The sequence below is a fragment of the Psychromonas sp. genome (assembly GCF_047632995.1).
GTDB lineage: Bacteria > Pseudomonadota > Gammaproteobacteria > Enterobacterales > Psychromonadaceae > Psychromonas.
Genome location: NZ_JBLIEK010000025.1, coordinates 1 through 26,371 on the forward strand (window position 1 = coordinate 1; position 26,371 = coordinate 26,371).

Genomic DNA, 26,371 nt, shown 5'->3' on the forward strand with positions numbered 1-26,371 from the left:
TTGCTGCAATAGGCCTAAGACCAACAATGGTCAAACATGCAATCGCAAATGCCCCAGCAAATACAGTATTAGATATTACTTCCATTAAATATCCCTGTTGTGTTCTAAACATATGTTGAGTGAATATACATTACGAAGCAACGTATATTGTTATCGTTGTATTATAACAACTTCTTAAAGCAAAACTGCAACAATTTCCGCTTCTTTGATATTTCCCTAAATCTGTAGGCACTTTTAGTCAGAAACCGAAGTAAGGTAAAAGGTATTACGAGTAAAAATATCCCGATGAATTTAAACAAAAAGCAGTTCGCCAAGTGGTTGAAAAAGACTATTCCGTACCTGATATTTCTAAGCGTTTAGGTATATCCGATAAGTCTCATTATTATGTTGAGCTTGCCTCGTGTCTTATTGCTGAAGATAAACAGCGCATCGCTTAAGTAACGTCCAGACAGCCATTATGAGTGATAAGCACTATGTCCATCATTTTCGCTAGCTTTGGTATTACAGGTACATATTGGGACTTTCCTGAATGGGTAATGTTAAGTCTTTTTACTGTGTGTTTTGTCGGATATTCATATGCGTTATAACATGTTTGGCGACTTACTACGTTTAATAAAATAGAGCACTGTTAAAAATGGTTTAAAAATCTAACAAACCAACCGTAACTATTCGACAGCTGTTTTTACAGCTGTTAAAATCGGTTCAAACTAATCACATTCAAGATATTATGCGTAAAAACACTGGTTTCACGATGATCGAATTACTCATCGTTATCGTCATTTTGGGATTAATGGCATCATTGGTAGCACCGAAGTTTTTTGATCAATTAGGCACGGCAGAGCGTGGCATAGCATCAGCACAAATGCATGCATTTGAAACCGCACTTGATACTTACCGATTAGACATGGGTTCTTACCCCGCCAACTTAGAAGAACTGCGTAAAAGCGATAAACCCCGATGGGACGGACCTTATTTACCTAAAGCCGTACCCATGGATCCTTGGGGAAATACTTATATTTATTCTATTCCAGGGGAAAACAACTCCCCATACAAAGTAATGTCTTTCGGCGCAGACGGTCAAGCAGGCGGTACTGAAAATAATGCAGACATAGTGCACAAATAATGCAATTAAGTCAGTTATTACTCGAAAAATTCAATATATCGCCTGATGATTTAAAACGAGCTGAAAGTTATCAAAGTCGTTTCGGTGGTCGCCTTGATCAGGTGCTAGTTAATATGGGCAGCTTGCCTGACGACCAGGTGTCTGTGCTATACAGTAAATATCTCGATTTACCGTTGCTCGATGTTACTCATTGGCAAGACGTTGAACCAGTAGATATTGAAGCTAGTACATTAACTATGCTACTTGAACAACAATGGGTTCCGCTGGCTGTGAGTGGAAATTCATGGACCTTTACTTGTCGTTTTCCTCTAGATTTAACGGTTAATGAATGGCTGACCCAGCACAACATTACGGCTGAAATATTTATTGCTGACGAATCTGCTATTCAAATACTCAGTAGTAAATTTGAACAGCAAGATTCACTGGTAAACGAACAAGAATTTCTTGGCGATGAAGAAGAACGCTTAAGAGAATTAGCCACCGAAGCCCCCACCGTTAACTTACTCAACTCATTAATCTCACGAGCCTTAAGGCAAGGGGCTTCAGACATGCATCTGGAACCCTATAACGGTCGTTATCGCGCACGTTTTCGTGTTGACGGCGTGTTGCATGAAGCAGAAATGCTTTCCCCACGCATGCAACTGCCCTTAGTGACCCGGATAAAAATATTATCAGGCATGGACATCGCAGAAAAACGTCGTCCCCAAGACGGCAAAATAGAATTAAAAATTGCCAATCAAGAACTTGATATTCGTGTGTCAGCATTACCTCTGAATAATGGGGAATCAATGGTCATGCGTTTTCTACGTAAAGACAATGTGCAGTACAACATGTCAGTGCTGGGTTTATCTAGCGATATTGAAGCAATGATCCGTAAAGACATTAAAACCACTGCAGGTGTTGTTTTACTAACGGGACCTACGGGATCAGGTAAAACCACCACGCTCTACACTTTTCTTAATGCGCTTAATAACGACGACGTAAAAATAATTACTCTAGAGGACCCCGTTGAATACCAATTACCCGGTATTAACCAAGTGCAGGTTAACAGCGAAATTGGTTTTGGATTCTCTGCAGGTTTACGCAGTATTGTGCGCCAAGATCCCGATATAATCATGCTGGGTGAAATACGAGATAAAGAAACTGCACAAATTGCCTTACAATCAGCCTTAACAGGTCACTTAGTTTTTTCCACAGTACATACCAACGACGCAGCGAGTGCTTACACGCGTTTGTTAGACTTAGGGGTAGAAGAGTTTTTACTTAACGCTGCACTTGTTTCAATTGTTGCCCAGCGTTTGGCTCGCAAAATTTGTAGTGAATGTGCCCAGCCACACCCCAACGCAGATGAATTAATTGAAAAGTATCAGTTAAAAACATTAGCAGATAAATTCCAATTACCCCAAATCAATCTTATACAGGGCAAAGGTTGCGATCATTGCTCACATTCAGGTTACAAAGGACGTATGGCGGTTATTGAATATTTACGTTGTGATGATGATATTAAAGCGATGCCCAAAGATGCTGATTTTATTCCCAAGGCAAAAGAGCATAATGCCAACTTACAAAGACGAACGTTATTAGAAGATGGTTTTTATAAAGCGATTTGTGGCTTAACCACCATTGATGAAGTGATCAGAGTAGCAGGCTAATGGCATTATTTACCTACAAAGCTTACGATAAATCGGGTGCTAAACTAGACGGTCAGCTTGAAGCAAGTGACAAAACACGTGCAATATTAGACTTAAAGCAGCAAGGTTTATTACCAACCGAAGTCAAAGAATTTATTGAGGCCGGGAAAAGTGTATTTAGTTTTAGTCAAAAAATATCCTTATCAGATCTCGAGTTTTTAACGGCTGAATTAAGTTTGTTACTAGAGTCAGGTGTCCGTATTGACCGAGGGATAGATATCATCAAACGGACTAAAGCTAAACCCGCTTTAGCTAAGCTATTAACTGACATCAGTGCCAACTTAAAAAAGGGTGGGAGTCTTTCTGAAGCGTTTAAAGCCCACGATGATATTTTTGACCCACTGTATTGTAATTTAATTGAACTGGGTGAAGCGTCGGGAAACCTAAGTGAAATATTTGACGGTCTGGCAAAAGACTTAAAGTTTCGTCGACAATTACAACGAAAAATTATCAGCTCACTTGCTTATCCTACCGTCATATTCTTTGTTTGTATTTTGAGTGTCTTTTTTATTTTTAATTTTATTATTCCCAAAATGTCAGCAATGTTTAGCGAAGTTGACTCGTTACCTTGGTATACCAGCGCAATGCTTGCTACCAGTGAATGGATGCTCCAATACCAAGGATTATTATTTATCGGGATCATAGCCAGCATTTTTGGTTTAGTCGCCGCGAGTAAACAACCTGCCTTTATACAATGGTGGCAAACGTTCAGTTTAAAATTACCTATCATAAAAAAAGCCGTGATCACCGTGGAACGCATTCGCTTTAATAGTGGTCTTGCCATGATGATTAAAGCAGGGGTACAAATTGACCGAGCCATTGGTCTTTCCGCCGGTAATATCAAAAACCAAGTGTTGAAACGTGAATTAGACATAGCCAAAACGAAAGTAAAAAATGGGAGTTTGTTAACACCCGCCTTAAAACAAACGTCACTTTATCCTGACTTTTATATTTCATTGCTAGAAGTTGGGGAAGAGTCGGGCAACCTAGAACGTGTTTTTGACGAAATAGCTAACCGCTCACGTCAAGAATTTGAAAGCTGGACCGAACGTATGACCACATTATTAGAACCTTTGATGATCTTGTTTATGGGAGGTTTTGTTGGTGGTGTGGTAGTGGTTATGTTGATGAGTATGGTTTCCATTAACGAAATGGGAATTTAAGCTACCTTCATGAAAAATCTATCGTCGAAAGCCACGGGCTTCACCCTTATTGAACTCATGATCGTGATGTCGATTGTCGCTATTTTAATGGGGCTAGTAGGGCCATTAGCCATCAATAGTTTAGAGAAAGCCCAGGCCAAACAAGAAATGCTCACAGTAAAAAATTGGCTTCGCAAAGTGAGTTACCGCGCTTTTTCTACAGGGCAACACCATATTGTTAAATTCTCAGGCAAAAACATTACGCTTTTCATCAAAAATCAAGAAGATAACCTGATTGAAAATAAAAACTTAGAGTCGTTATTCTTTCAACCGCAACAGCTAGTGTATAATATCAAAGGTTTTGTTTCTCCTACTTTGCTCGAAGGAACCTATAGAGGAAAGCCTCTCACGGTGGATCTAAAGAAATGGGTGAATCATGAAGACGATATTAAGGGCAGTTCTCTCATTAAATAGTACCGTTATCTTTCGAAACATAGCCTAAACTATTGAGTGCTTACACGCAGAAAATCAAGCTAAAGTAAAAGTTGAAAATAAAATTAAAAAACGCTCCTTACAACAAAAAATAAATTATCAAGGCTTCACGCTGATCGAAGTATTGGTGGCTGCCGTCATCCTTTTTTCCTCTATAGCAACGGTATCTATGATTTATAGTGGCGCTTTTCTCAGTAGTGAAAAAGCCAATAAACATATAAAAATAGCGGCGGTATTACCCTCAGTGTTAGCCGCGGTTAAGTCTGAAATTCAACAACAAGGTAATGGTAACGAATTAGCCTTGAGTCAAACCAATAATGCGTGGGACGTTACCTATGAATGGCAGGCATCATTGTTAAAACATAAAGCAGCACAGCCAATATTTGATACCGACACAGGGAAAATGACTGACCCCCCTCAGAAATTTAAGCTTTGGATGGTTGAATTAACACTAGAATACAGTGGATTAACTAAAAATTATCACTTTAACGAATTAAGTTGGAATGATGATTAATTTACCTTTTAAAAATCAAAGAGCTAATCAAAAAAAACAACTATCGAAATATACTAGAGGCTTTACCCTAATAGAACTGATGATATCGATCACTATTTTGTCTTTATTACTTTTTACAGGGAGCTATAGTTATAGTTTAATGTCGGAACGTTGGAGTCAAGAATTAGGCCAATTTGCCAGCTCAGCTCATACAGCCAAAAACTTAGAAAATTTTCAACGCTTACTCGAAGGAGTTCATTCTTTTGTGGTGGTTGATGACAATAAAAAACCCTCTTTCTTTTTTATTGGTAGCCCAGACAGCCTGCTAGCGGTTAGTCGAAATGGCTTATTTAGCCATGGTTTCCCGGAAATATTTCGTTTAACAACCCGAAAAAAAGCTAACGACTTAGTGGATTTAGTTTATCAATCAACCTCAACAGAACAGTTATTATTGACAGGTACCCAGCAAGAAATTAATTTCACCCATGAACTGACTTTATTTATGGATTTAGACCAAGTGCAATTTCAATATTTTGGCTGGCAATCTCTTCCCTATAAGCGAAATGATGCTGATCTTGCTATCGTACAACAATGGTATAGTGACTATTCAGGCATTGATAAACAACTTATGCCTCAGCAAATAGAAGTGGTGTTAACGAAAGAAAATAAAAAATTAAGCTTTCCCATCCATCTTGAGCAAAGGCCTGAAAAATGGTTAGGTTATTATACCAAGGATATTCAATGAAGCAGCACCAAGGGATAGCGTTAATTCAAGTATTACTGATCACCGCTATTTTATCAGTATTTGCCTTGTATTTAACACAAACAGCTAAAGAGCAAGTCACCATTGCTCAATGGGGAGATGAAAAAGCATTAGCCCTAGTCGCCTTACATAGTGCAGAAGCAGAGCTGTTATTTACCTTATTAACTGAACAAAAAAAATATCCTATTGAAAATAGTTCTCAAGACAATGAAATTGTTAAAACATGGAATTTTCACAATCAAGCTTTTTCTATGCAGGATCAAGTAACTGTTAAAATGCAAGATCAGTCAGGTTTGATGTATGCCTACCAACCAGATAACAAACTACTGACAACAATGTTAACCACCATAGGTGCAACCACTGACGAAGCTAACAACCTAGTGGCCCGCTTGATAGATTGGCAAGATCTTGATAATATCCCTCGCCTCAATGGAAGTGAGTCGGCCGGTCAAAACATGCCTCCCCGAAATGCTAAAGTCGCTGACATACATGAGTTTTCTTTTATTGAGGGAATAACGTCTGAGCAATTAAACTTATTATTAGCAACCACATCATTATATAAACAAGCGAGTTTCAACCCCATGGTTGCGCCCGAAAGTATTTTAGCCGCATTGTTTGCTCAGTTAGCGCTAGGTAGTGACACACTGAACCAAGTGATTGAACTGCGGAAAAAAGGACAGTTATCAACCGAACTGTTTGAGCAGCTTACTGAGATATCAGAAAATAATGAACAAGAAATACTTTTTTATATAACCAATAATACTCACATAAAACTGACCAGTACCGTGGGCGAGTCGAGTGTTAGTAAAAGCATAATCTTAAATGTAAACCCTTACGCCACTAGAAATATTCATCCTATCAATCTTTATTCAAATCGTGGTTAATGCGAAGTGGGAAATCAGCAGTTGCAAACAAAAACAACCCTATTAAAACTTAAGGCGTTAAAAAAATTACTGGTAAAGTTTGGTGGTTATTTTGACGGCAATATGTATCGTTTCCTATTAGATGAAAAGGGGCAGTTGTCGTTATCCACTACCGCAGAAAAAGCGTCTTTAATAAATGACGAAGCTGATGTTACCTCAAATGGTTTTTCTCCGAGCATTATTATTGTTGCGCGCAAGCATTATCAAGAAAAAGTCAGCAGTTATCCCGTAGAGAATAAAAGAGAGTTAACTAAATTATTAACTTTACAATATAATGAACAAGAGAATGTTTATTATCACATTAACCCAACAGCTGAGGGTAAAAGTACTGTAAATAGTTGGCATTTTGAACATCAGGTGCCTAGTGCTTATATTATTATTCCTGAAACCGTTTTATTAACAGCGGATAGCGAAAATAACCAAATTGTTATTTTATCCCGAGAAAAGCGATTGTTTGCGGTACGCTCCAATGGATTAGTGCAATCGTCACAACAAACCGCGGTTATTAACGCGAGTCAACGATTTGCCGAATCGACAGGTTTGCCTTTTAATCATGCTAAAATAATTAAAGACAAAATCATTAAACCCGATGATTTTGTCTCACAATTGTTAATAGGCACACAGCAACTAGCGTTCACACGATTAATCGCATGTTTTCGACCGCTAAAAATTAAGCAGCCATCGCTGTTGGCTAAAAAAATAATGATCCCATTTTTTAGTTTGACAACTCTTTATATAGTGCTGTCGAGTAGTTATTTGTTATACCAAGATAATACGTTACAAAGTCAATTGGCCGCGCAAAAATCACAAGTGAGTGAGTCGCTTAATCAACAACAACTATTTGATAATAACATTGAGTATTATTTAGCCTTAACTGACTTTCTAAAAGAAAAACAGAGTCGAAGCCCTATTTGGCTAGTCTTAATGGATATTTTCCCACAAGCGCAGTTTACCAATATTCAATTACAAAAAAATCGTTACATATTAAGGGGGAAAACCGCAAAAGCTACTGACTTGCTGGAAACTATCAGTAATAATGTCAATGTTGTGGAAGCTAAATTTGACAGTCCAAGCCGCTCAACAAAAGACCATGATCTTTTTGTTATTAGTTTTTTATTAACCCCTGACTTGAGCTTCCCAGATACAAACACCAACAAAAAGCAATCCCAAGCCAACGAGTTATCTGTTATAAAAAAACAAAATAATACTCCGCAGGATAAAAAGTCATGAATGAATTAAAACAACATGCGCTTTTATTGTCTGTGGTTGCCCTGTTAGTGATTATAAAATTCATTTATTTACCTATTTCCGACTGGCAAAGTGCCTTATATATGGAAATACAACAGCAGCAAAAGAAATTATCCCAAGTGGGTGTCGTCTTAAGTGAAAACGATGAATTATTATCACAAAAGGTCAAATTAACGCAAGCCTTGACCGTCGCAGAACAAGTGTTCTTTCCTTATCAAGTCGAAGCTGATTTTCAACTGAAACAACAAATAATGCTGGAGAAAATACTAGAACAGCATAAACTGAAGTTAACGCGATTTGGCTGGGAAAACAGCCGCAATTTACCTGCTTTATCGGTAACACATTATCAACTACAAGTGTTTTTAAGTGGTAATACCCTTAATTTTATCAAATTGATGACGGCCTTAGAATTACAGTCACCTTATATTGAAGTAGGTGATTTTATCTTAAAGGTGCAACGGCAAAAAGCACAAGATTTAGGCCAAGTCAGTGGTAATTTAACCTTGCATTTATATGCTAATAATAAAATTGAACGGTAAAGAGGTTGGCAACAGTCAGTGATTTTAATACCAAAAAAAAACAGGCTTCATTATTTTTCCAGTAAATTAGGACTGATGGTAAGCATAATAACCCTACTATTTATCGTGAGCGATATCGGTGTTCGTTTTGCAGAAAAAGCGGGTAAAATAAATAAAACGACTCCCCAGTTTGTGATTGAACCTTTAGCAATGCCGCAAATAGCACAATCAACAATCAGTCAACTCCAAGATAGTTACCAAAAATATCAAACTCCAGAAAAACCAGCGGCTGAAATTAATAACAATGTAATCAGCGCTGAAGCACAAGCTAAGCAACAAGGCAGATTACAAAAATTTTATATTAATGATCATAGCTTGCAATTGAAATCAATCATTAAAAATGATGAAAAACAAGCCATCGCATTGATTTTAGTCACTAATGTTAAAAGTAATTCCACAAAACTAGAAAAATTTGAAAATAATCAGCCTGCGTATGGGTATAGATTAACAATTGCTAATAACACTCAAGTAAAGTTGACTCAATTGGCAATAGCGCCATTGCCAACGCAGCCACAAACGTTAAATCAAACCTTGCAGCAAGTCACTTTAACTATGTATAAATAAAAACATACCCAATTAATGTAGACCCCATAAATAAGTTTAGCTATTACGGCTAAGTGAGTATAAATAAAAGTGTGTCAATCCATGAAAAAAAAAGATGTAAGAAGTAAAGTAAATAATTTTAACCTGAGTTTATTTATCGTTATCACACTGAGTGCTTGTAGCAGTGCGCTAAAACCTAAAAATGCGGTTAATGATTCATATCTAAATAAGAGTGATAACAGCGCTGTAACCAGTAATGACACCCGAGATCAGAAGCAGCAAGCAGAGAGTCTGCTCGATAATAGTATGCAATACTTATCGGCTTATGAAGAAGAGCAAGAAAGTGATAAACCCACTACAGATCTTACCAAACAGTTTAGCACCAGTAAAATGGTTGCAATCACAACGGATGAATTACCGTTAGAAGACTACCTACATTATGTGTTTGGCGAATTATTAGCGGTTAATTATATTTTGGGTGACAAAGTTAAGTCAAACAGTCAAAAAATCACCTTGAATTTACAAGAAAAAATAAGTCAGCAAAAATTGTTTACCATCACTGAAACCTTGTTAGCAGAGCGGGGTTATATTATTCGTTTTAATGAAGGTATTTATTATATTCATGACAGCGAAAGCCAAGGCACTAAAGCTGATATGGTTTATGGCTATGGTAATAAGCTTGAAGATGTACCTAATAGTTCATTAGAAATAATGCAAATGATACCCTTTGATTATGGGGTACAAACCCAATTAACGCTTATTTTAAAAAGTTTAGCCAAGGTCAATGTTATTTCCGCAGCTAAGAAAAATGCCTTGTTAGTGCAAGGCAAACGACCAGAAATTATAAAAGCACTCGAATTTATTCAATTAATGGACCAACCCGCCTATCGAAATAGAGAAATAGGGTTATATAAAGCCACCTTTGTTTCGCTTATCGACCTTAAACTTAAGTTAGGTGAACTACTAGAACAAGAAGGGTTAACTGTTGCTGGCGAAAACCAAATTGACAAAGCCATTTCTATCATTTCATTAGATCGTACCGGCAGGTTAGTATTTTTTGTGCCTAATAAGAAAATATTACAACGGATAAATTTCTGGTTAACGCAAATAGATCAACCGTTAAGTGGTGACGTTTTACAGTATTTTCTTTATTCTCCCCAATTTTCACGCGCCACTGATTTAGGGGAGAGTTTAAAAAACTTAATTAGCGGAGGAACGGCTAATATATCTTCGTCAACGTCTGCTAATAGTCAAAATGATCAAAATAAACAAACAAATAAAAATAGTAGCAGTAAGAGTCTTAATGCCAGTAATGAAAATATGAAAATGGTAGTAGACCAACGGGCCAATGCGCTAATTTTTCATACCACGGGTGAGCACTATAGGCAATTGATGCCTTTGATAAAACAACTTGATGTGTTGCCCAAGCAAGTGTTACTTGAAGTGGTTATTGCGGAGGTGACTTTATCTGACAGTTTTCAAAGTGGTGTTGATTTTACCCTAACGAATCAAGGGGTGGCCTCTTCGCAAGGCGGTTTTAATTTAGGTAGTGGGGCTGCTGGACTAAGTTATGCCCTTACTGGCGCCCAAGGTAATTTAAATATTACGCTATTTCAGCAAAACGATCATGTTGAGGTGTTGTCTCGACCGTCATTATTAGTACGAGATGGGGTGTCAGCCACCATTACTGTGGGTAATGACATTCCCACCATAGGGGATACCATAGTAGATGATGGGGTAGTCACCTCGTCGGTAGTCTACCGAAAAACAGGGGTAGACTTAACGGTAAAGCCCACTATTAATGCGCGTGGTATTATTATTATGGAAATCAAACAAAAAATCAGTAATCAGCCTTCAGGCGGTGATGCCGTAGAAGGTGCGCCCATTATTTTTGAACGTAGCATCGAAACCGAAGTGATTGCGGGCAGTGGCCAGACAATTATTTTAGGTGGCCTTATCAGTGAAAATACTGATTTTTCAGATACTCAAGTGCCATTTTTTTCCAGTATCCCCCTGATAGGTCACTTATTTAATAGCAGAAATGACGCGACCGTAAAAACTGAATTAGTGGTGCTAGTGACACCTCGCATTATCGAGTCAACTGATGAGTGGGATGAAATAAAAGCCAAATTTTCAAATAAATTAACCGAGCTAAGCCTTAAATAGTCTCCCCCGACCATGATGAAATGACCGCGGGCATGTGGGTGATTTTCGGTGTTTGGGCGTAAGTGTTGGATCTAACTTTTGTGGGCATTTTCATTTGAATTTTTTTATATTTTTTATAGGGTTAGATGTGATCTTTAGGGTGCACTTTTACTTTTTATTTGCTTTTTAGGAAACAAGTTTGTTAGAGTCAAATGGCTAACCTGCAAGTTAAAGAGGGAAGCTGGCAAGTTAAAGAGGGAAGCTGGCAAGTTAAAGAAGAAGAAGAAGGAAGGTTTTTTTACTATTTTTGAATGAAAATCAACCAAGTGTTTGTTTGAATTTAAATAATTTAAAACTTAGTCTACTCAGTTACACATACAACGCTTGACAAGATAAATTCACTGGGTAGACTTATCCATGTTAAAAGTCGCTTTGGCGACGGCCTAAGTGTTATTATTTTAACTTAATACTAAATTTGAGTTGTACTACACAAATAGTGAGATAACTCTGTTTCATGAAACAAAGGAAATTAAAAAATGTTTAAAAAAAGTTTATTAACTTTAGCTCTAGCCGCAGCTGCAACAAATGTAATGGCTGCTTCAGTAATCATATCTGGTGGCGCTGGTACAATTGCTAACCCAGAAGCATATACAATGTCTTCGGAAGGTTCTGCAAATGATACTGCAGTGGATCCAGGTGGGGTTTCTTTTGACTTAGATACCGCCGAAGCTGCTAACTATGTTGGTCTTCAATCCGTAACTATTGATATTACTGGTGCTACTTTAACGCCTGCTACATCAGGCGTTATTGCTTTAACAGGTAATGCTTCGGATGATGTTTCTGCATATACAGTAACTTATCCTACAACGACTCAGGCTGTGTTTACCTTTACTACACCAGCGGGTGATAACAATGATGCTGGCGTTGATGGTTTAACATTAGCAGGTACTCCTCAGCTTGATATCACTGGTTTAGTTCTTGAATATGCTGCTAGTGCGGTAGGTTCTACTGTTTCTTATACTATTACTACACGTTCAGATGTTGGTGGCGCATTAATTGAAACTGCATCTGCAGTTATTTTAGAATCTGTAACACAATTTTCTACTGCTACCAGTAATTTTGGTTTAGTAGGCCTAATTGATGTGAACGATGGTCGTTTAAATTTTGTTGATGATTCATCTTCAGAAACTGCTACAGTGACTATTTCTAGTGCTTCTGCAGATCTTTTAAATGCAGTACCTGTAGCGACTCCTGTTGAAGTAACGTTGAATGGTCAATTTTCTTTCTTGGATACTGATGCTGATGGCGCTGTGGATGCTGGTTTTACATTGTCAGGTACTAATGCTACAGATTTAACCAGTACAGTTGTTACTGGTGTTGCTGCAGGTGCTCCTGCAAGTTTCACAGTCGCAACTGATGGTACTATTGTCTTGAAAGATCAAGCATATGATTATGTTGCTACTCTTGAATACAATACTGCTTCTGCAGGTGCTTCAACAAGTTCTTATAGCAGTGCGGCTAGTTTAGGTTCTTGGGCGTTAAATGGTTCAAGTTTTACTGTTCCTTATATGCCTTTCGGCCCAAATACTTTCCCAATTCTATCTGTAACTCATGAAGGTACAGTTGCCGGGGCGATTTTTGTTGAATACATGCTTGAAGGCAAAGCTACAGCAACTACACTTGATATGAACGGTTTAATGGTTCAACCAGGTATAACAGATCTTAGAGCTGTTGTGATGGACGCTATTGCGGCTGATGTTTTAGCTGACTCTGGTGATACTTTTGGTAAAGTTTCTGTAGATATTACGATTAACGCACCTGAAGACCAAATCTCAGCATTTGCTGGTTTCAAGGTTAAGCACCCAACTACTTTGTCTGAAAGCCGTGTTGCTATTGGTACATTCGGTGCAAATGGTGACTTGAAATTAACTGATAATTAATTTAGTAATTACCTATTAGTTAAAAAACGAGCTTCGGCTCGTTTTTTTTGTTTAAAAAATAATGATTCTTTTTGATAAACAAATAATTAAAGTACGCTAGGTGTGAAGCAATTTCTGTAGTTGGGCGCTAATGATGATTAATGTGCAGGTTTACTGGCTGTTACGCGAGTGTTATTTGTAAGCTTATATTTTAAGTCTTAATATAAAGTGTATTTTTTACAGCTTATGTAGTGTTGTCAAATAGTCAGAGTCATTGAAATATAACTAGTAGAGGTACTTAAACCATTAATCATGAAACTTGCATTTTTTGTTAGTCAATTCCCTATTCGCTCACAAACCTTTGTATTAAATCAAATAACGGGGTTAATTGATGCGGGTATTGATGTCAGCATTATCTCGCTAAGTGTAGGTGATAAAATGTTATTTACGCAAGGAGATCACCTTGCTTACCAGTTAGCTGATCGAACTCATTATTTAACCCCCCCTGCCCTTATGGCCCCTTTGGTTAAGTTTAAGCATAGGCTGATAAAGACCCTATTTGGGTTGGTCCATCCTAAAACAAGTAAAAGAACCGTTAAGGCTTTAACTACCAAGGCGTTGGGTAAACCAGCTCAAAGGTTATTGTTAGCGGCTATTGCGGCACAAACAAAAAATACCTATCAGTTTGATGTGATCTTGGCTCACTTTGGCGATAACGGTATTACCGCCAATAACCTACGCACGTTAAACGTACTACAAGGCAAACTAGTCACTGTGTTTCATGGTTACGAGCTGTCAGTGAAGCAAACCTTGTTGGCTAATAGAGCAAATTATCAGCGTTTATTTGCGCAAGGCGAATTAATGCTACCTATTAGTGAGATATGGCAAGAAAAATTAATCAAAATAGGCTGTTCAAGCGATAAAGTGCGGGTGCACCGTATGGGTGTCGATTTAACACACTTTCCTTATCAGCGTGCTCTTGACACCGTGCTTAGGTCAATTGAATTAACAAAAACACCGCCAGTATTGACGCTTTTTACCGTGGCGCGTTTCACCCAAAAGAAAGGCATAATATACGCGTTAGAGGCATTGGCTTTGGTGCTGGGTTTAACAAAAACAAAGGCTAAAACACAGCAATTCCCCCTAAATAGCCCACAAAAAGCTGATTCAGCTGAACAGCCCATCCTATGCCATTACCGTTTAGCGGGTTTTGGTGAAGAGTTAGGGGCGATTAAACAGGCTATTGATGACTTAGGCTTAAGCCCTTTTGTCACCTTATTAGGCCCATTAAATTCTGCACAGGTACAAGAAGAATTAATTCATGCCGATGTTTTTTTGCAACCTAGCATAACTGCAAATAATGGAGACATGGAAGGCATACCGGTATCCATTATGGAAGCGATGGCCGTAGGCACGGTCGTGTTATCAACTTACCACAGTGGTATACCTGAGTTGATAACCCACGGTGAACAGGGCTTGCTGGCACCAGAAAAATCAAGTCTTAGTTTAGCTGACAATATTCGTTTGCTTTATCACGATATTCCTTTACGTGAAAAGCTAACCGCCAACGCGCGTCAAAAAATTGCACAAGTAGGTGATGTTAAAACCCTTAACAAGCAACTCCTTGATATACTTAACGTGGTGCTTTCTCAGACAGATAAAAAGCACTGATGCTCGTCATGTAGATGACTCGTTATTTAAATAACAACACCCTGAAATATCTATTTAAAGGCTAAAGAGTGTCAACTTTGCTCAGAGAGTACATTAGGCTTAAATTCTGGGGGTTAAGCATGAGGAATAGTTATTTAGAACAGGGGCCAGCTAGATTCTCAGCCATAAAACTATTATGTTAGCACCTCATTTACTACTAAGCTTGGTCGTTTTTATATGATTTCTCATCCCGATAAATGTATATTTGTGCATATTCCCAAAGCGGCAGGTCAAAGCATTGAAGCAGTTTTTGTTCAGCGTATGGGATTAACTTGGTCTCAACGAGAAGCTTTACTTCTCAGGCCGAATAATCAACCTGAGTTGGGGCCACCAAGGCTAGCGCATTTATTGGCCAGAGAATATGTAGATAAGGGCTATATTACCCCGGGATTATTCGAGCAATATTTTAAATTTACCTTTGTCCGTAATCCTTGGTCACGGTTAGTTTCTGAGTACAACTACAGGCGTTCTTTAGGCGCAAAAAATTATCAAAAAAGCTTTCGGCATTTTGTGTTAACACATTTTCCAACGCCACAAGACGATGATCATTGTCAAGCCAAAGATTTTTACCGTCATGTTGTCCCACAAAGCCAATTTTTATATGATGAAAAGGGCAAGTGTTTAGTTGATTTTGTTGGTAAATTTGAGCATTTACAAGAGGATTTTAACACGGTTTGCCAGCAGTTAGCGATAAACACCATCACCTTGACACATAAAAATAAAACGCCACAAAAAAATCGTTTATTCGCTCTATTGCCGTTATTATTACAACCCAAGGTAGTTAAACACAAACATTACAGTGAGTATTATGACGATGATACTTATGCTTTGGTTGAACGCTTTTACCAAGAGGATATTGATAATTTTCATTATCAATTTGATCAAGCTTAAGTGGGTATTTACCGGCACTAAAGAGGAAATAAAGCCAGGTGTTTAAAAAGTTACTGAAAAGTATTAAATATTATTTTGCTATGTATAAAAGGTTTGCAGATGAAAATAATGTATTAATTTATCAAATGGGTAAGGTGGGTTCCACCTCGCTAGAGCATGCTATTGAGAATGCTATTCATATTCATACTTTATATTTAGATAACCACACTTGCAAACCCAGGCAGGCGGCTTTGTTTGGCTGCGGATTTCGCTATTATTATCATAAATTGAAACAAGCTTTTATTAACCATTTACGCCGAAAAGCCATTAAAAGTAGAGACGATATTAAGGTGGTGACTTTAGTCAGAAAACCAATGAAACGTAATATATCTATGTATTTTCATGATTTAGACGCTTATATTTTTAATAGTCAGAGTGATTTATTATCACTTTCTCCGGCGTTGATGACACGTCTTCCCAGTGAAAATTTATTAATCACTTTGTTTGAACAACAATTTGATCATCATTATCCCCTTACTTGGTTTGATAAAGAAATTAAACGTTTTTTGGGTATTGATGTGTATAAAGCCCATTTTGATAAAAATCGGGGTTATATGAATATTAAACACAAAAATATCCAAATACTGTGTATTGATGCAGAGCGTTTAACTGAACACTTGCCCATAGTTGAAGATTTTATAGGCAAAAAAATTATTTTATGCAATAAAAACAAAGCTGAAAATAAATGGTATGCCCCCTTGTATCAACAATTTAATACCACCTATCAACCGAGTGATAATCTAGTTAACTTATTGGAAAATAGTAAATTTAATGAATTCTTTTTTGTGGATAACAGGCAGTAATTAACATGGCTAATGATGATTGGTTGGCGCCTAAAAAGATTAAAATACCTGATTTTATTATTTGTGGGGCAATGAAGTCTGGCACCACGACGCTGCATGGCATGTTGAATCAACATCCTGATGTATTTATTCCTGAAAAAGAACTCCACTTTTTTGACCGTGATAATATTATTCAGCATCCTGATTTTAATCAGTTTTCGGGGGGGCAATGGTCTAGTCATCAACCAAAAGACTATTGGGCTTGGTATAACCAACAATTCTCTTTAGCAAACCCTCAACAGCTAGTAGGGGAAGACTCTACTACTTACTTGGCTTCGCCTTTGGCGGCTAAACGCATTGCTTTGCAACACAAAGCCATAAAACTGGTTATTATGTTAAGGCAACCTAGCAGAAGAGCCTTTTCACAATATTGGCATTTGGTACGGAGTAATCGTATGCCATATCGTTTTGAAGACTGCATTAAGCTCAATCCTCATAGTGTATTAAATCGCAGCTTATATACCCTGCAAATACAGCAATACTTAAAATATATTCCGAGGGAAAATATTCATTTCGTCATTTTTGAAGAGTTTATCGCTGATAAAGCGAAAGTCCTTAAAGGTGTTTGTGAACATATTGGTGTTGATGATAAAAAGCTACCCGCTACTGCTATTAACTTACATGAAAATGCGACCACTTATCCTAAATTTTATGCCTTACAATTATTAAAAAACAGTCTGTTTCCCCAAGCAGGCAATATCAACTATGATCAGCATTTTGAACACTCTCTAAGTCATAAAATAAAATTTCGTAATACTATTTATCGGCTTATTAATGGGGTACATCGAAAAATAAACCCTCTAGTAACAAAGAAGCCAAAAGAAATGGAGGTGGCGACTAAAGAGTTTTTAGATAAATATTTTATTAATGAATTAGAAGGGCTCAACGAGTTAATTGGTCGTGATGTACTGTCACTCTGGTTTGACTGATCCCATGTTAACCTCTGCTATTGCGCCACATCAGTTATTAAAAAAAAGTGCGTTTTTGTTAGTTGTAAAAGTATTGGCGTCATTGTTGGCGTTAATTTTTCATTATTTGCTAGCAAAACAACTTTCACCATCACAATTTGGTTTATTTTCTTTGGCAATGACCTGTTTAATGTTTAGTTCGGTATTTGCTAAACAAGGATTAGATCAAGTTATGCTGCGATTTATGGCAAAAAGCACTGTTGATGAAATGGGCAAACTCTATTGGATTATTGTAATCTATGCGTTGTTAAGTGCATGTGTGGTTGCCTTATTAATAGTGTTTGGTTTTACCTTTATGCGGGACTATAGCCCCCCCGATGAACAGTTGGCCTTATTAGTACCGTTGATTGCGGTGTTAACCATTATACAAACTTTCTTAGGCATCAACAGCAGCGCATTAAATGGTAAAGAGCACGCCATAAGTGCGCTCTTGTTTAGTGGTTTAATTACCTTTGTGGTGGCCATTTTTTTACTCTGGTATGCTCCCGTAAATTCAGCGTATCAAGCGCTAATGTATTTTACGTATGCAGCTGTAATCGCTGTGGTGTTGAGTTTTATTTTTGTGTCCGCTAAATTGTCGCCTGAAATATGGCAAATTAAAAATGGTGATCGCTACGACATTGGCAAAAATTTTTTCCAAATATTTACGGTGAGTCGTCAGGTACTAATCATATCGTTAGCGGCATTAGCAACACAGCAATTAAGTATTTTGATCTTAGCTAATTATGTTTCTTTGGCAGAATTAGCCGTTTTTAGTTTAGCGCTGAAATTGTCATTGTTAATGAGTTACCCTTTAATGGTGATTAATATGATAACAGCACCAAAGTATGCCAAGCTTTATCACAATAAAAAATATAATGAATTTAACCATCTGGCGAAAAGTTCCACTCAGTTACTATTTTTAATCGCTAGTTTAGGTGTCTTTTTACTGTATTTAACCTTGGATGACATTTTAAGTTATTTTGGTCCTGTGTACCTTGGATCCGCAGTGTTAGTGAAAATATTATTGATTGGGCAATGGTTTAATTTGGCCACCGGCTCTAGCGTCTCAATCTTGCTTATGTCGGGCCATGAAAAACTTCACCGCCGTAATACCTTGTATTTAACGAGCGTAAATATAATGGCCTTATTTATTTTTATTCCTGTTTATGGCCTTATGGCCGCAGCCATTATCACTATGGTGGCAATGGCGATCAAAAATTTGGTTTCGTTATATTTTGTGAACAAATTAATTTATTCAAAAACAGAATGCTTAGAATGCGTTAATAAATAAATTTTAAGAATAGCGGGTCTATGTGTACCTTATACAATATTTTGGAGAGAGTAGATGTGTGGAATTGCTGGAATTATTAACCTTAACGGGGGGGCAATTCAAGCTTCAACTTTGCAAACAATGTCTGCATTATTAGCTCATAGAGGCCCTGATGATTCTGGTATATACCTAGATGAAAATATGGGTTTTTTGCATACCCGTTTAAGCATTCAAGATTTATCTTTAGCGGCGCATCAACCTATGCAGGATGAATATTCAAAAAGTTGTTTGGTATTCAATGGCGAAATATATAACTTTAAACAATTAAAGGGAGAGTTAGAAACTCAAGGAGTGCACTTTACCTCAACGGGTGATACCGAAGTTTTACTTAAATGTTGTTTACACTATGGTGTTGAAAAAACCTTAACTAAGCTCAACGGCATGTTTAGTTTTCTTTTTTGGGACGGCGCTAAAAAAGAGTTATGGTTAGCCCGTGATCGAATGGGCATTAAACCGCTATATTATTGTAAGGTTGGCGATTTATTGTATTTTGCCTCTGAAATTAAGGCATTGTTGCCTTTTATTGGCAAAGTTGAGGTAAATAATATCGCTTTGTTAAATACGCTTTGTGGTGGGGCAACTTATGAGCCTAATACTTTATTTAAAGGAATACATGCTTTAAACCCCGGTCATTTTGCTGTTATCACACCTTCGAGTAAACAGTGTATTGCACAAGTTTATTTTTCTTGTTTATCTTGTGTTGACGAGTCACTTTATCGTAGTTATGAAAAAACATCGATGACTGAGATGACAAAAGAATTTAGTCGTTTAATGACTAATAGTGTCGATTTACATTCTATTTCAGATGCGCCAATTGCGTCATTATTAAGTGGCGGAATAGATTCATCGTTAATTTCTGCATTAGCACAAAAAAACACCCCTGATCTTGCGCTATACCATGCGGATGTTATAGGCAGTCGTAGTGAAAAAACACACGCCCTAGCGGTAGCAAAACATTTAAACTTACCTTTTGTGAGTGAAGCTATTGATAAAGTTGCGTATGCTGAAAACTTAGTGTCGACCACTTATTACCATGAATTTCCCTCTTCTTATCATGCTAACGATGTGCCTTTTCAACTAATAGCCAAACGGGCCAGTGAAGATGGCATCAAAGTATTATTAACTGGGGAAGGGGCTGATGAGCTGTTTTTAGGCTATGGCAAAATATCAAAAGATATTTTTGTTGATCGTTTAGCCTCTAGTTTAGAGAGAATGCCGGGGGTGAAACGCTTTAAAAGTAAATTTGATAACATATTTGCTGCCAATTTTGAAAGTACTGTATTGAAGAGTTTAGCAACCGGTGGTGATGTGAATGCTTTACGTCTTAAGGCTGAGCAGGCCTACGACTTTGTTCAAGATCCGGTGGAAAAAAATGCCTTGGTACAAAGCCAAGTATATTTGAAAGCACATCTTAATTCGTTATTACAACGAAATGATCGTATGGGCATGATGCATGGCTTAGAAAGTCGCATTCCTTTTCTTGAAAACGAACTGGTCAATTTTGCTTTAAATTTACCCGTGAAATTTAAACGTCCTCACTCATTATTTCAGCTATTAAAAAGTGATCGCCAGCGTAACAATAAACTGGTAGTGCGCAATGCGGCTTATGGGCGGGTACCTAAACATATTATTACCAGAAAAAAAGTAGGTTTTCCGGTATCGCCAAGCACTTATATTGATTTACCTGCTGAGTTTTTTAAAAATGGATTTTTGCAACAACAACTGGACTTGTCCTTGAATGAAATAGAGTCTATTTTAAGTGGCTTGCCAGCCAAACTGCGCTGGAATTTCTTTTCTACTGAGTTATTTGGACGAATTTTTTTCTTAGGTGAATCGCAACAACAATTGAATGCTAAAATTTATTCTTATTTAAAGTAACCTGTTTTATTTCACTTTACTTTATTTTTTTATGTTGATGCGCAAACCGTCAAGTTGGTTTTATTGTAGGGCGGCTGAACCTTGTCATTTTAAGTCGCATATTAAGAAAACCGCTACCGCCAATCAAACGTTTTGTTTAGGCCTGCAAAGAGCGCTTGATTGGGAATACGGTAGTACTGACTTAATTGCTGATAAACTTCCGCGGAAACATTACTCACTTTGTCGCCGACATTTTTAACGCTTAGATCACTGATGTTGTGATTTTCATCTACTTCTAAAAACTCAAAAACTTGTTTTAATGTTTGAGCCGTATCATTAAAAAAATCATCGCTGTTAATGAATAACAGTTGTTCCTCGCTAAAATAGTGTAAATAATTTTTAATCTGTTGCCAATATAACCCTCTGGCTTGATAAGAATGCACGCGATAGGCCCGTTCTTTATAATCTTTATTAGCAAGTGCATTTTTAAGGCGTTCACCTTCTTTTGCCAATGCAACTTCTATGGGCAAATTTTCCTGCCCCATTTTCTTACTATGAAAATAATGCGAAATGGCTCTGTCGACAGGGTCTCTTAGTAAGATGATTATCTTACAGTTTGGGTTACACCGATAGATTCGGCCTGCTGCCAACGGATTAAATAAGTAAAGTGGCGTGGCATCAACACAAATATCATTTTCTTTTAGGTTTCTTGTCAATGGAAAATGCGCTCGATACCAAATATCTCCCTTGGCATAGGTATCTAAATTTTCAATAATACTGCCGGTAAAATAGTGAAGTTCTTTACCAAACGTTGGTTTAACTTGGGGATGCTGGTTTAAATAATAATATAAGCTTGAGCTACCCGCTTTTTGTGCGCCAACTATTGCACAATTAGCTATTCCTCTAAAGCGAGCGGTACTATGGCGGAATAACCACTCGGACATAAATACAGGGAGGTGTTTACTTTGTGCGCGCGCGTTGAGTTGTAACCATTTAAATTCAGCTATTATTTTGTTATATCTGTTTATGCTTAGCATTTAATTGTCTCTACAAGTAAAGAGGAGCAAACATTCGTTTTGATCACTTGAGTCGAGTTGCAATGACATTACGAAGATATTTTATTTTGGGAAATCTATTATATAGCCAATAGTCTTCACTGCCATTAAAAAGTAAGTTGAGTAAATTTTTGTCATTTATTTTAATAATACTTTTGGTTAAATTATGTGGAGGCAAACGATCTTTCATGTTTACAGCTAAAGAAATCTCCATATATTCGCGATTATTCATGGGGGGTATTTGCTCTAATACCCCTTCTCGAAAAGTTAAGCCGCAAGAAGCCCAAATACCAAGACGGTGCTCCCAATAGAGTAAATCAAGAATTTCATACGGGAGATTAACGGGCAGGTTATTTAACCAGCGACTAAATCCTTCTTCAGCATAAGGATTGCCTTTAAAACCGGCATATTTTGCAATACGTTTTCCGGTAGGCTTTAATAGTTTTAGGCCATAAGGATAATAATAGCACCGAGCAATTTCTGAAACAGAGCCGGGTAAATGGGTGTTTTCTTTGATAGCCGCTGAAAATGCAAAAATGTTTGGCATTGAACGATCATAATACATGTCACCGACGTTTTTGGATAAAATATCGAGGCTATTCTGCTCTGGATTATTATCAATATTACGTTGGGTAAATTGATGATTTAAGTTATAACGTTTACTTAATTTTTCTGGGGTTTTTTGGTCGTATTCCGGCGTAAAATTTGAAATTGTAGTGAAAAAATTTATTTTATCTGAATCGTTAAGAGCGCACGAAAATAGCATTCGAGAGTCGTAACCGCCCGTTAGCGACATAGTGCAGTTATTTCTTAAGGTGAGTGCTTTTATTGACCCTTGTAATATTGTTGATAATTTTTTTGCTGCCACATTGACATCAGTAATACTTAATTTCGATTTTGGCCAATATCGACTAGTTTCACGCGTGTTGAGATCTAAATAATGATTCGGGATTAATTGTTTTACATTGGTATAAGGAATGATCCCCAACGGCCAACTTTTGGAGTTTCGATATCTTTTAAAATCATTAAAAACGTCCTCTTGTTTATGACATACCCCTATTGCTTCCAATAAAGCAGGCTGTGAGGCTATGTTAATGTTTTTATCTTTGTCATAACTAAAAAATACGGGTTTTAAACCTGCAGCATCATGATAAATGCGTTTACCGTCTTTTGAATTTACAATTAATACCCAACGGCCACCCATGCTATAAATGGATTTTTCAAAAGTGTCAAAATAAGCAGTATTCTCAAGTATCTTATCTAAGATATTTTTATTTGTATCCGTTGGTATATAAGGATTTATAATATGACCAAGGCAAACAATATGCGTATTTTTATTTTCAACTTTTGTGACTTCAAGTGCCGGATGACTATAGAGAACTGAATCGCTTTTAAGTGGGGATTTACACCATTGACTAAACAACAGAGGGAGTTCTTGTTTTTTAGTTATGAAAAATTGTTTTGCAAATTGATATTGAAAGGAATGCATTGGTTGGCAAACTAAGCTGAGATTTTACATTAAATTATCATACTTGAAGTCATTGCTTCAGGTATACCCTTTATGTTTATAAATTCATAAATTAATTTGAAGCAATATCACACAAAAGGCATCTACCTGAGAGGGTCTTTAAAATTATTTATAATGTTTGTAGCCTCGTAAAAACCCTTTAATTAAAGACATTCCATACCCTAAGTTTTTGTGAAGAATACTAAAGCGAAAAAACCAGCGACATAATAATAAAACGCCTAGAAAGTTAAACCTTGATGCTGTAGCACCCTTAATTTCGAAGATTTTATCACTCGCTAATATTCGGTCGTCAAAAATACAAGTATGACGAATTAATACTTTATCTACGAAAGTAAATTTTGCACCTGAATCCCAGGCATCAATTAAAAAATTATTTTCTTCATTACATGGGTATACAGTACCCAACCCCATGTTTTCATTAAATAATAATTGTGTTTTTTTTACGTAATCTAAATTGGCAATAATTTCTATGGAACTAACTTGTAATAAATTTATTTTTCTAACTTTTTCTAACTTTTTATATTTCTTAAAAAGTTTATTTTTCCATTCAATACAACCAACTTTTACTCGATAAAACTCTGTAACACCGGTTTGAATAATATTTAATACATCATCTATATCTTTGTTTTCCAATGCTACATCATCATCTAAAAACCAAATGTAATTTGTGTTTGCATGTCTGATAGCAGTATTTCGGCTTCGGCTGAGTCCTATATTATCTAAATATACTAAGTCTATTTTTTTAGATTGTTGTTCAGGTTGTTTAGCCTCCCATTTTTGCACAATAACTAATATTTTTAAGTTTTCTCTAGCTGTTATTAATTCTAAATTATTTAATAACGAAGTTAAGGTATTGCCAAGACATGAAAATGCTAAGGTTAGCGATATATTTTTATTCACAAGCTTATCTCAAAATATTAATAACGGGTATTTGTAATGACTGCAAATATAAGTAATTTTTCAACTTATATTTTATTTGTGACAATAATCTGAGTATATTAACAATGGATCATTATATTACTCTTTTATAACTTTTGAATTTTTACATAAACTTTCAAGCAGAGTGCTGTAATACAATGTCGCTAACGGTAAGACCATTAGTATTAAAGGAAACCTATGCCTAACAGCGCCTCCAATATAAAATTCCCACATAGAAAATAGAGTGATAGAAAAAACAAACATTTTTATATACATAAGGCTTACGCGTAACTTAATCGATAATACGCCAAACAATACAAAGATAACAAAAATCAAATCGAGTACTAGTGTGAACATACTGAAAGGGTTTACTGAATGAAGAATAGGTAATGGTGATAATAAAAATTGTAGAGCTAATTGTGGCAAATCTAATAATATGTCTAAATAGGTTTCCCATTCAACGGCACCATAGGTCATGCCAGAGTCGCCGAAATTTTTTACGCCTGCGTTTCTAAGGTAGGCAAACCAAGAGACTCTAAATTTAAAGCCAACCAATTGAAATAAAAGTAAAGTTAAGGGAAATATAATAACACTATACATCAATAATTTTAAGACGTTTTTTTGTTTGGCAACCAGTATTAAAAATGGATAAAATATAATCATTTGAGGTCTAACAAAAATGGTAATTACGGCACCAATTATCATCCATGAAATTTGCCCTTTATTAATATAAAGAGCCAGACCATATAAAAAAATAGAGAATCCGAAAATTTGAAAAAATTCTCGCAAAGGAATTGTTATAAATAATAATGTTGAAGGATATAAAACAGCTAATATGATAAAAATCTCATATAATCCGGATTTTATTTTCTGGTGGACACAGTGAATGAGCCAACTTTTCCAAAGGAATATCATGGCTAATATAAAAATAAATTGTTGGAATAATAAGTAAACTTCAAGCTGGTATGCACTAAGAAACATGAAAGGTAGGCCAATTAAATAATATAATATAACCCCTTTCGATTGTGAGTCATGTACCCCATTTTCAACAATTTCAGCGAATAGATTGGTATCAGGATAATATGGGGTTAAACTAGTAAAGGCAGCAACCCAAATAAAAAGTCCTAAAAAAATAAACGCTAAACAAGATGTTAGTTGATCTTGTCTATTTTTCAGCATTACTCCAGAGAAAATCCAGATTAGGACTATAAAAAAAAGACCATATATACCGAATAGCAAGGTACCAAACCAGTCAAAATATTCAGAATATGGTTTCACTTAATCGGCCTGATAATGTATTTAATGATACTTTTTAGGCCTCTATATACTCCAGTGATAAGAATGTTAATGGGGACATATTTTGCGTTTTTAACTAATATGTTAAATGCTGAAGAGAAATTTCCTGTTTCAATGGCTATAGGGAAAAGCACTTTAATTAAATAGGAACTTTTAGCTTGTGCACTGAAATATTGCTCCATTTCAGTGAGCCAAAATTGACAAAATTCAAATGTAGCTCCTTTTTTAATTGTCGACTCTCCACCATATATCGCCCAATTTGACAAAGGTTTATTGATAAATTGAAATGTCATAGCTAAAGCTTCTGCACGTAAACAAAAATCATAGTCCTGATGGCGTCTATACCTTTCATCAAAACCTACTTTTAATGCGACTTCCCGTGAACAGGTTATGGTTGACGTTTGCAATAAACCATTATGAACAAATAAATAATCAGCGACTTTATTACTGCCTATTGGGTCTAAAGGGCTCAGAGTTCCTTTGGTTTTTTTGTCCGGATACTCATAACAAACCTGCCCGTAAAAAATGGTGCTGTTGGGGTGTTTGGATCGTTCTATTGATTCTTTAACAATTGCCAGTCTATTCAAAGGCCAAGTGTCATCAGAGTCGAGAAAACAAATGTATTGTCCTTCAGCTGCTTTTATTCCTGTATTGCGCGCTGCCGCTCCATTTTTATTTTCACCATGTTCAATTAAAGTGATTTTGTCATCTGAAATATGTTCAATAAGCTGTTTTAATTCTTCAATATCGTTCGAATAGTCATCAACAAGGATAATCTCGAAGTCGTTGTAACTTTGTTTTAAAACGCTCTCAAGTACAGCTTTTATTAAATTAGAGCGATTATAAACAGGGATTACCACGGAAAAATATGGGCATGACTGAATTGAATGCATAA

General features: G+C 36.5%; 23 protein-coding genes and 2 pseudogenes. 20 read left to right on the forward strand and 5 right to left on the reverse strand.

Annotated features, from left to right (window positions below; genetic code table 11):
• Window positions 1–287: 287 nt before the first annotated feature.
• From ACJAT7_RS06425 to asnB, 20 genes and pseudogenes are all read left to right on the forward strand, one after another.
• Window positions 288–437: pseudogene (locus ACJAT7_RS06425) on the forward strand (hypothetical protein); the annotation flags it as partial.
• Window positions 438–727: 290 nt separating this feature from the next.
• Complete coding sequence (gspG, locus tag ACJAT7_RS06430; RefSeq protein WP_415225979.1) at window positions 728–1,123, forward strand: type II secretion system major pseudopilin GspG; 396 nt, start codon at window positions 728–730, stop codon at window positions 1,121–1,123.
• On the forward strand, window positions 1,123–2,775 hold the full coding sequence (locus ACJAT7_RS06435) for a GspE/PulE family protein (RefSeq protein WP_415225980.1): 1,653 nt from the start codon (window positions 1,123–1,125) through the stop codon (window positions 2,773–2,775). Before gspG ends, ACJAT7_RS06435 begins: the two co-directional genes overlap by 1 nt.
• Window positions 2,775–3,977 (forward strand): type II secretion system F family protein, encoded by a 1,203-nt coding sequence (locus tag ACJAT7_RS06440; RefSeq protein ID WP_415225981.1) that lies wholly within the window; start codon window positions 2,775–2,777, stop codon window positions 3,975–3,977. Before ACJAT7_RS06435 ends, ACJAT7_RS06440 begins: the two co-directional genes overlap by 1 nt.
• A 9-nt stretch (window positions 3,978–3,986) precedes the next feature.
• On the forward strand, window positions 3,987–4,430 hold the full coding sequence (locus tag ACJAT7_RS06445; RefSeq protein ID WP_415225982.1) for a Tfp pilus assembly protein FimT/FimU: 444 nt from the start codon (window positions 3,987–3,989) through the stop codon (window positions 4,428–4,430).
• A gap of 109 nt (window positions 4,431–4,539) precedes the next feature.
• A pseudogene (locus ACJAT7_RS06450) lies at window positions 4,540–4,593 on the forward strand (prepilin-type N-terminal cleavage/methylation domain-containing protein); the annotation flags it as partial.
• A gap of 24 nt (window positions 4,594–4,617) precedes the next feature.
• Window positions 4,618–4,962: a hypothetical protein gene (locus ACJAT7_RS06455; protein ID WP_415225983.1), complete on the forward strand. Its 345-nt coding sequence runs from the start codon at window positions 4,618–4,620 to the stop codon at window positions 4,960–4,962.
• Complete coding sequence (locus tag ACJAT7_RS06460; protein WP_415225984.1) at window positions 4,952–5,686, forward strand: Tfp pilus assembly protein FimT/FimU; 735 nt, start codon at window positions 4,952–4,954, stop codon at window positions 5,684–5,686. Before ACJAT7_RS06455 ends, ACJAT7_RS06460 begins: the two co-directional genes overlap by 11 nt.
• The gene (locus ACJAT7_RS06465; RefSeq protein WP_415225985.1) at window positions 5,683–6,588 is read left to right on the forward strand and encodes a hypothetical protein; all 906 of its coding nucleotides are present in this window, start codon (window positions 5,683–5,685) and stop codon (window positions 6,586–6,588) included. Before ACJAT7_RS06460 ends, ACJAT7_RS06465 begins: the two co-directional genes overlap by 4 nt.
• Window positions 6,589–6,609: 21 nt before the next feature.
• The gene (locus ACJAT7_RS06470) at window positions 6,610–7,857 is read left to right on the forward strand and encodes a hypothetical protein (protein ID WP_415225986.1); all 1,248 of its coding nucleotides are present in this window, start codon (window positions 6,610–6,612) and stop codon (window positions 7,855–7,857) included.
• Window positions 7,854–8,414: a hypothetical protein gene (locus ACJAT7_RS06475; protein WP_415225987.1), complete on the forward strand. Its 561-nt coding sequence runs from the start codon at window positions 7,854–7,856 to the stop codon at window positions 8,412–8,414. The genes ACJAT7_RS06470 and ACJAT7_RS06475 overlap by 4 nt, the downstream gene beginning before the upstream one ends.
• Before the next feature lie 18 nt (window positions 8,415–8,432).
• Window positions 8,433–9,017, forward strand: coding sequence for a hypothetical protein (locus tag ACJAT7_RS06480; RefSeq protein WP_415225988.1), 585 nt, complete (start codon window positions 8,433–8,435; stop codon window positions 9,015–9,017).
• An 81-nt stretch (window positions 9,018–9,098) separates the two neighbouring features.
• Entirely contained in the window at window positions 9,099–11,162 is a 2,064-nt protein-coding gene (locus tag ACJAT7_RS06485; protein WP_415225989.1) for a type II secretion system protein GspD, read from the forward strand.
• A gap of 515 nt (window positions 11,163–11,677) precedes the next feature.
• Window positions 11,678–13,081 carry a hypothetical protein gene (locus tag ACJAT7_RS06490; protein WP_415225990.1) on the forward strand — a complete coding sequence of 468 codons (1,404 nt, stop codon included), beginning with the start codon at window positions 11,678–11,680 and terminating at the stop codon, window positions 13,079–13,081.
• Window positions 13,082–13,372: 291 nt separating this feature from the next.
• Window positions 13,373–14,731, forward strand: a complete 1,359-nt coding sequence (locus ACJAT7_RS06495) for a glycosyltransferase (RefSeq protein ID WP_415225991.1) — start codon at window positions 13,373–13,375, stop codon at window positions 14,729–14,731.
• 216 nt (window positions 14,732–14,947) lie between these two features.
• Window positions 14,948–15,661, forward strand: a complete 714-nt coding sequence (locus ACJAT7_RS06500; protein WP_415225992.1) for a sulfotransferase family protein — start codon at window positions 14,948–14,950, stop codon at window positions 15,659–15,661.
• Between the two features lie 38 nt (window positions 15,662–15,699).
• Complete coding sequence (locus tag ACJAT7_RS06505; RefSeq protein ID WP_415225993.1) at window positions 15,700–16,503, forward strand: putative capsular polysaccharide synthesis family protein; 804 nt, start codon at window positions 15,700–15,702, stop codon at window positions 16,501–16,503.
• Between the two features lie 5 nt (window positions 16,504–16,508).
• Window positions 16,509–17,471: a sulfotransferase family protein gene (locus tag ACJAT7_RS06510; RefSeq protein ID WP_415225994.1), complete on the forward strand. Its 963-nt coding sequence runs from the start codon at window positions 16,509–16,511 to the stop codon at window positions 17,469–17,471.
• Between the two features lie 4 nt (window positions 17,472–17,475).
• Window positions 17,476–18,783: an oligosaccharide flippase family protein gene (locus ACJAT7_RS06515; RefSeq protein WP_415226014.1), complete on the forward strand. Its 1,308-nt coding sequence runs from the start codon at window positions 17,476–17,478 to the stop codon at window positions 18,781–18,783.
• A 54-nt stretch (window positions 18,784–18,837) separates the two neighbouring features.
• The gene (gene asnB / locus ACJAT7_RS06520) at window positions 18,838–20,700 is read left to right on the forward strand and encodes an asparagine synthase (glutamine-hydrolyzing) (protein ID WP_415225995.1); all 1,863 of its coding nucleotides are present in this window, start codon (window positions 18,838–18,840) and stop codon (window positions 20,698–20,700) included.
• Between the two features lie 113 nt (window positions 20,701–20,813).
• Here the strand turns inward: asnB and ACJAT7_RS06525 are convergent, their stop codons facing one another.
• The 5 genes from ACJAT7_RS06525 to ACJAT7_RS06545 form a co-directional block, all read right to left on the reverse strand.
• On the reverse strand, window positions 20,814–21,716 hold the full coding sequence (locus ACJAT7_RS06525) for a sulfotransferase domain-containing protein (RefSeq protein ID WP_415225996.1): 903 nt from the start codon (window positions 21,714–21,716) through the stop codon (window positions 20,814–20,816).
• Window positions 21,717–21,759: 43 nt separating this feature from the next.
• Window positions 21,760–23,223 carry a hypothetical protein gene (locus ACJAT7_RS06530; protein WP_415225997.1) on the reverse strand — a complete coding sequence of 488 codons (1,464 nt, stop codon included), beginning with the start codon at window positions 23,221–23,223 and terminating at the stop codon, window positions 21,760–21,762.
• Between the two features lie 144 nt (window positions 23,224–23,367).
• Complete coding sequence (locus ACJAT7_RS06535; protein WP_415225998.1) at window positions 23,368–24,162, reverse strand: glycosyltransferase family 2 protein; 795 nt, start codon at window positions 24,160–24,162, stop codon at window positions 23,368–23,370.
• A gap of 117 nt (window positions 24,163–24,279) precedes the next feature.
• On the reverse strand, window positions 24,280–25,458 hold the full coding sequence (locus tag ACJAT7_RS06540; RefSeq protein WP_415225999.1) for a hypothetical protein: 1,179 nt from the start codon (window positions 25,456–25,458) through the stop codon (window positions 24,280–24,282).
• Entirely contained in the window at window positions 25,455–26,369 is a 915-nt protein-coding gene (locus ACJAT7_RS06545; protein ID WP_415226000.1) for a glycosyltransferase family 2 protein, read from the reverse strand. Before ACJAT7_RS06545 ends, ACJAT7_RS06540 begins: the two co-directional genes overlap by 4 nt.
• Window positions 26,370–26,371: the final 2 nt, after the last annotated feature.

Bases quoted from the DNA above. Each gene is read 5' to 3' on its own strand.
- asnB (WP_415225995.1), top strand. From the start codon at position 18,838: ATGTGTGGAATTGCTGGAATTATTAACCTTAACGGGGGGGCAATTCAA.
- ACJAT7_RS06445 (WP_415225982.1), top strand. From the start codon at position 3,987: ATGAAAAATCTATCGTCGAAAGCCACGGGCTTCACCCTTATTGAACTC.
- ACJAT7_RS06440 (WP_415225981.1), top strand. From the start codon at position 2,775: ATGGCATTATTTACCTACAAAGCTTACGATAAATCGGGTGCTAAACTA.
- ACJAT7_RS06485 (WP_415225989.1), top strand. From the start codon at position 9,099: ATGAAAAAAAAAGATGTAAGAAGTAAAGTAAATAATTTTAACCTGAGT.
- ACJAT7_RS06525 (WP_415225996.1), bottom strand. From the start codon at position 21,716: ATGCTAAGCATAAACAGATATAACAAAATAATAGCTGAATTTAAATGG.
- gspG (WP_415225979.1), top strand. From the start codon at position 728: ATGCGTAAAAACACTGGTTTCACGATGATCGAATTACTCATCGTTATC.
- ACJAT7_RS06475 (WP_415225987.1), top strand. From the start codon at position 7,854: ATGAATGAATTAAAACAACATGCGCTTTTATTGTCTGTGGTTGCCCTG.
- ACJAT7_RS06500 (WP_415225992.1), top strand. From the start codon at position 14,948: ATGATTTCTCATCCCGATAAATGTATATTTGTGCATATTCCCAAAGCG.
- ACJAT7_RS06530 (WP_415225997.1), bottom strand. From the start codon at position 23,223: ATGCATTCCTTTCAATATCAATTTGCAAAACAATTTTTCATAACTAAA.
- ACJAT7_RS06465 (WP_415225985.1), top strand. From the start codon at position 5,683: ATGAAGCAGCACCAAGGGATAGCGTTAATTCAAGTATTACTGATCACC.
- ACJAT7_RS06515 (WP_415226014.1), top strand. From the start codon at position 17,476: ATGTTAACCTCTGCTATTGCGCCACATCAGTTATTAAAAAAAAGTGCG.
- ACJAT7_RS06510 (WP_415225994.1), top strand. From the start codon at position 16,509: ATGGCTAATGATGATTGGTTGGCGCCTAAAAAGATTAAAATACCTGAT.
- ACJAT7_RS06455 (WP_415225983.1), top strand. From the start codon at position 4,618: ATGATTTATAGTGGCGCTTTTCTCAGTAGTGAAAAAGCCAATAAACAT.
- ACJAT7_RS06435 (WP_415225980.1), top strand. From the start codon at position 1,123: ATGCAATTAAGTCAGTTATTACTCGAAAAATTCAATATATCGCCTGAT.
- ACJAT7_RS06490 (WP_415225990.1), top strand. From the start codon at position 11,678: ATGTTTAAAAAAAGTTTATTAACTTTAGCTCTAGCCGCAGCTGCAACA.
- ACJAT7_RS06545 (WP_415226000.1), bottom strand. From the start codon at position 26,369: ATGCATTCAATTCAGTCATGCCCATATTTTTCCGTGGTAATCCCTGTT.
- ACJAT7_RS06495 (WP_415225991.1), top strand. From the start codon at position 13,373: ATGAAACTTGCATTTTTTGTTAGTCAATTCCCTATTCGCTCACAAACC.
- ACJAT7_RS06460 (WP_415225984.1), top strand. From the start codon at position 4,952: ATGATGATTAATTTACCTTTTAAAAATCAAAGAGCTAATCAAAAAAAA.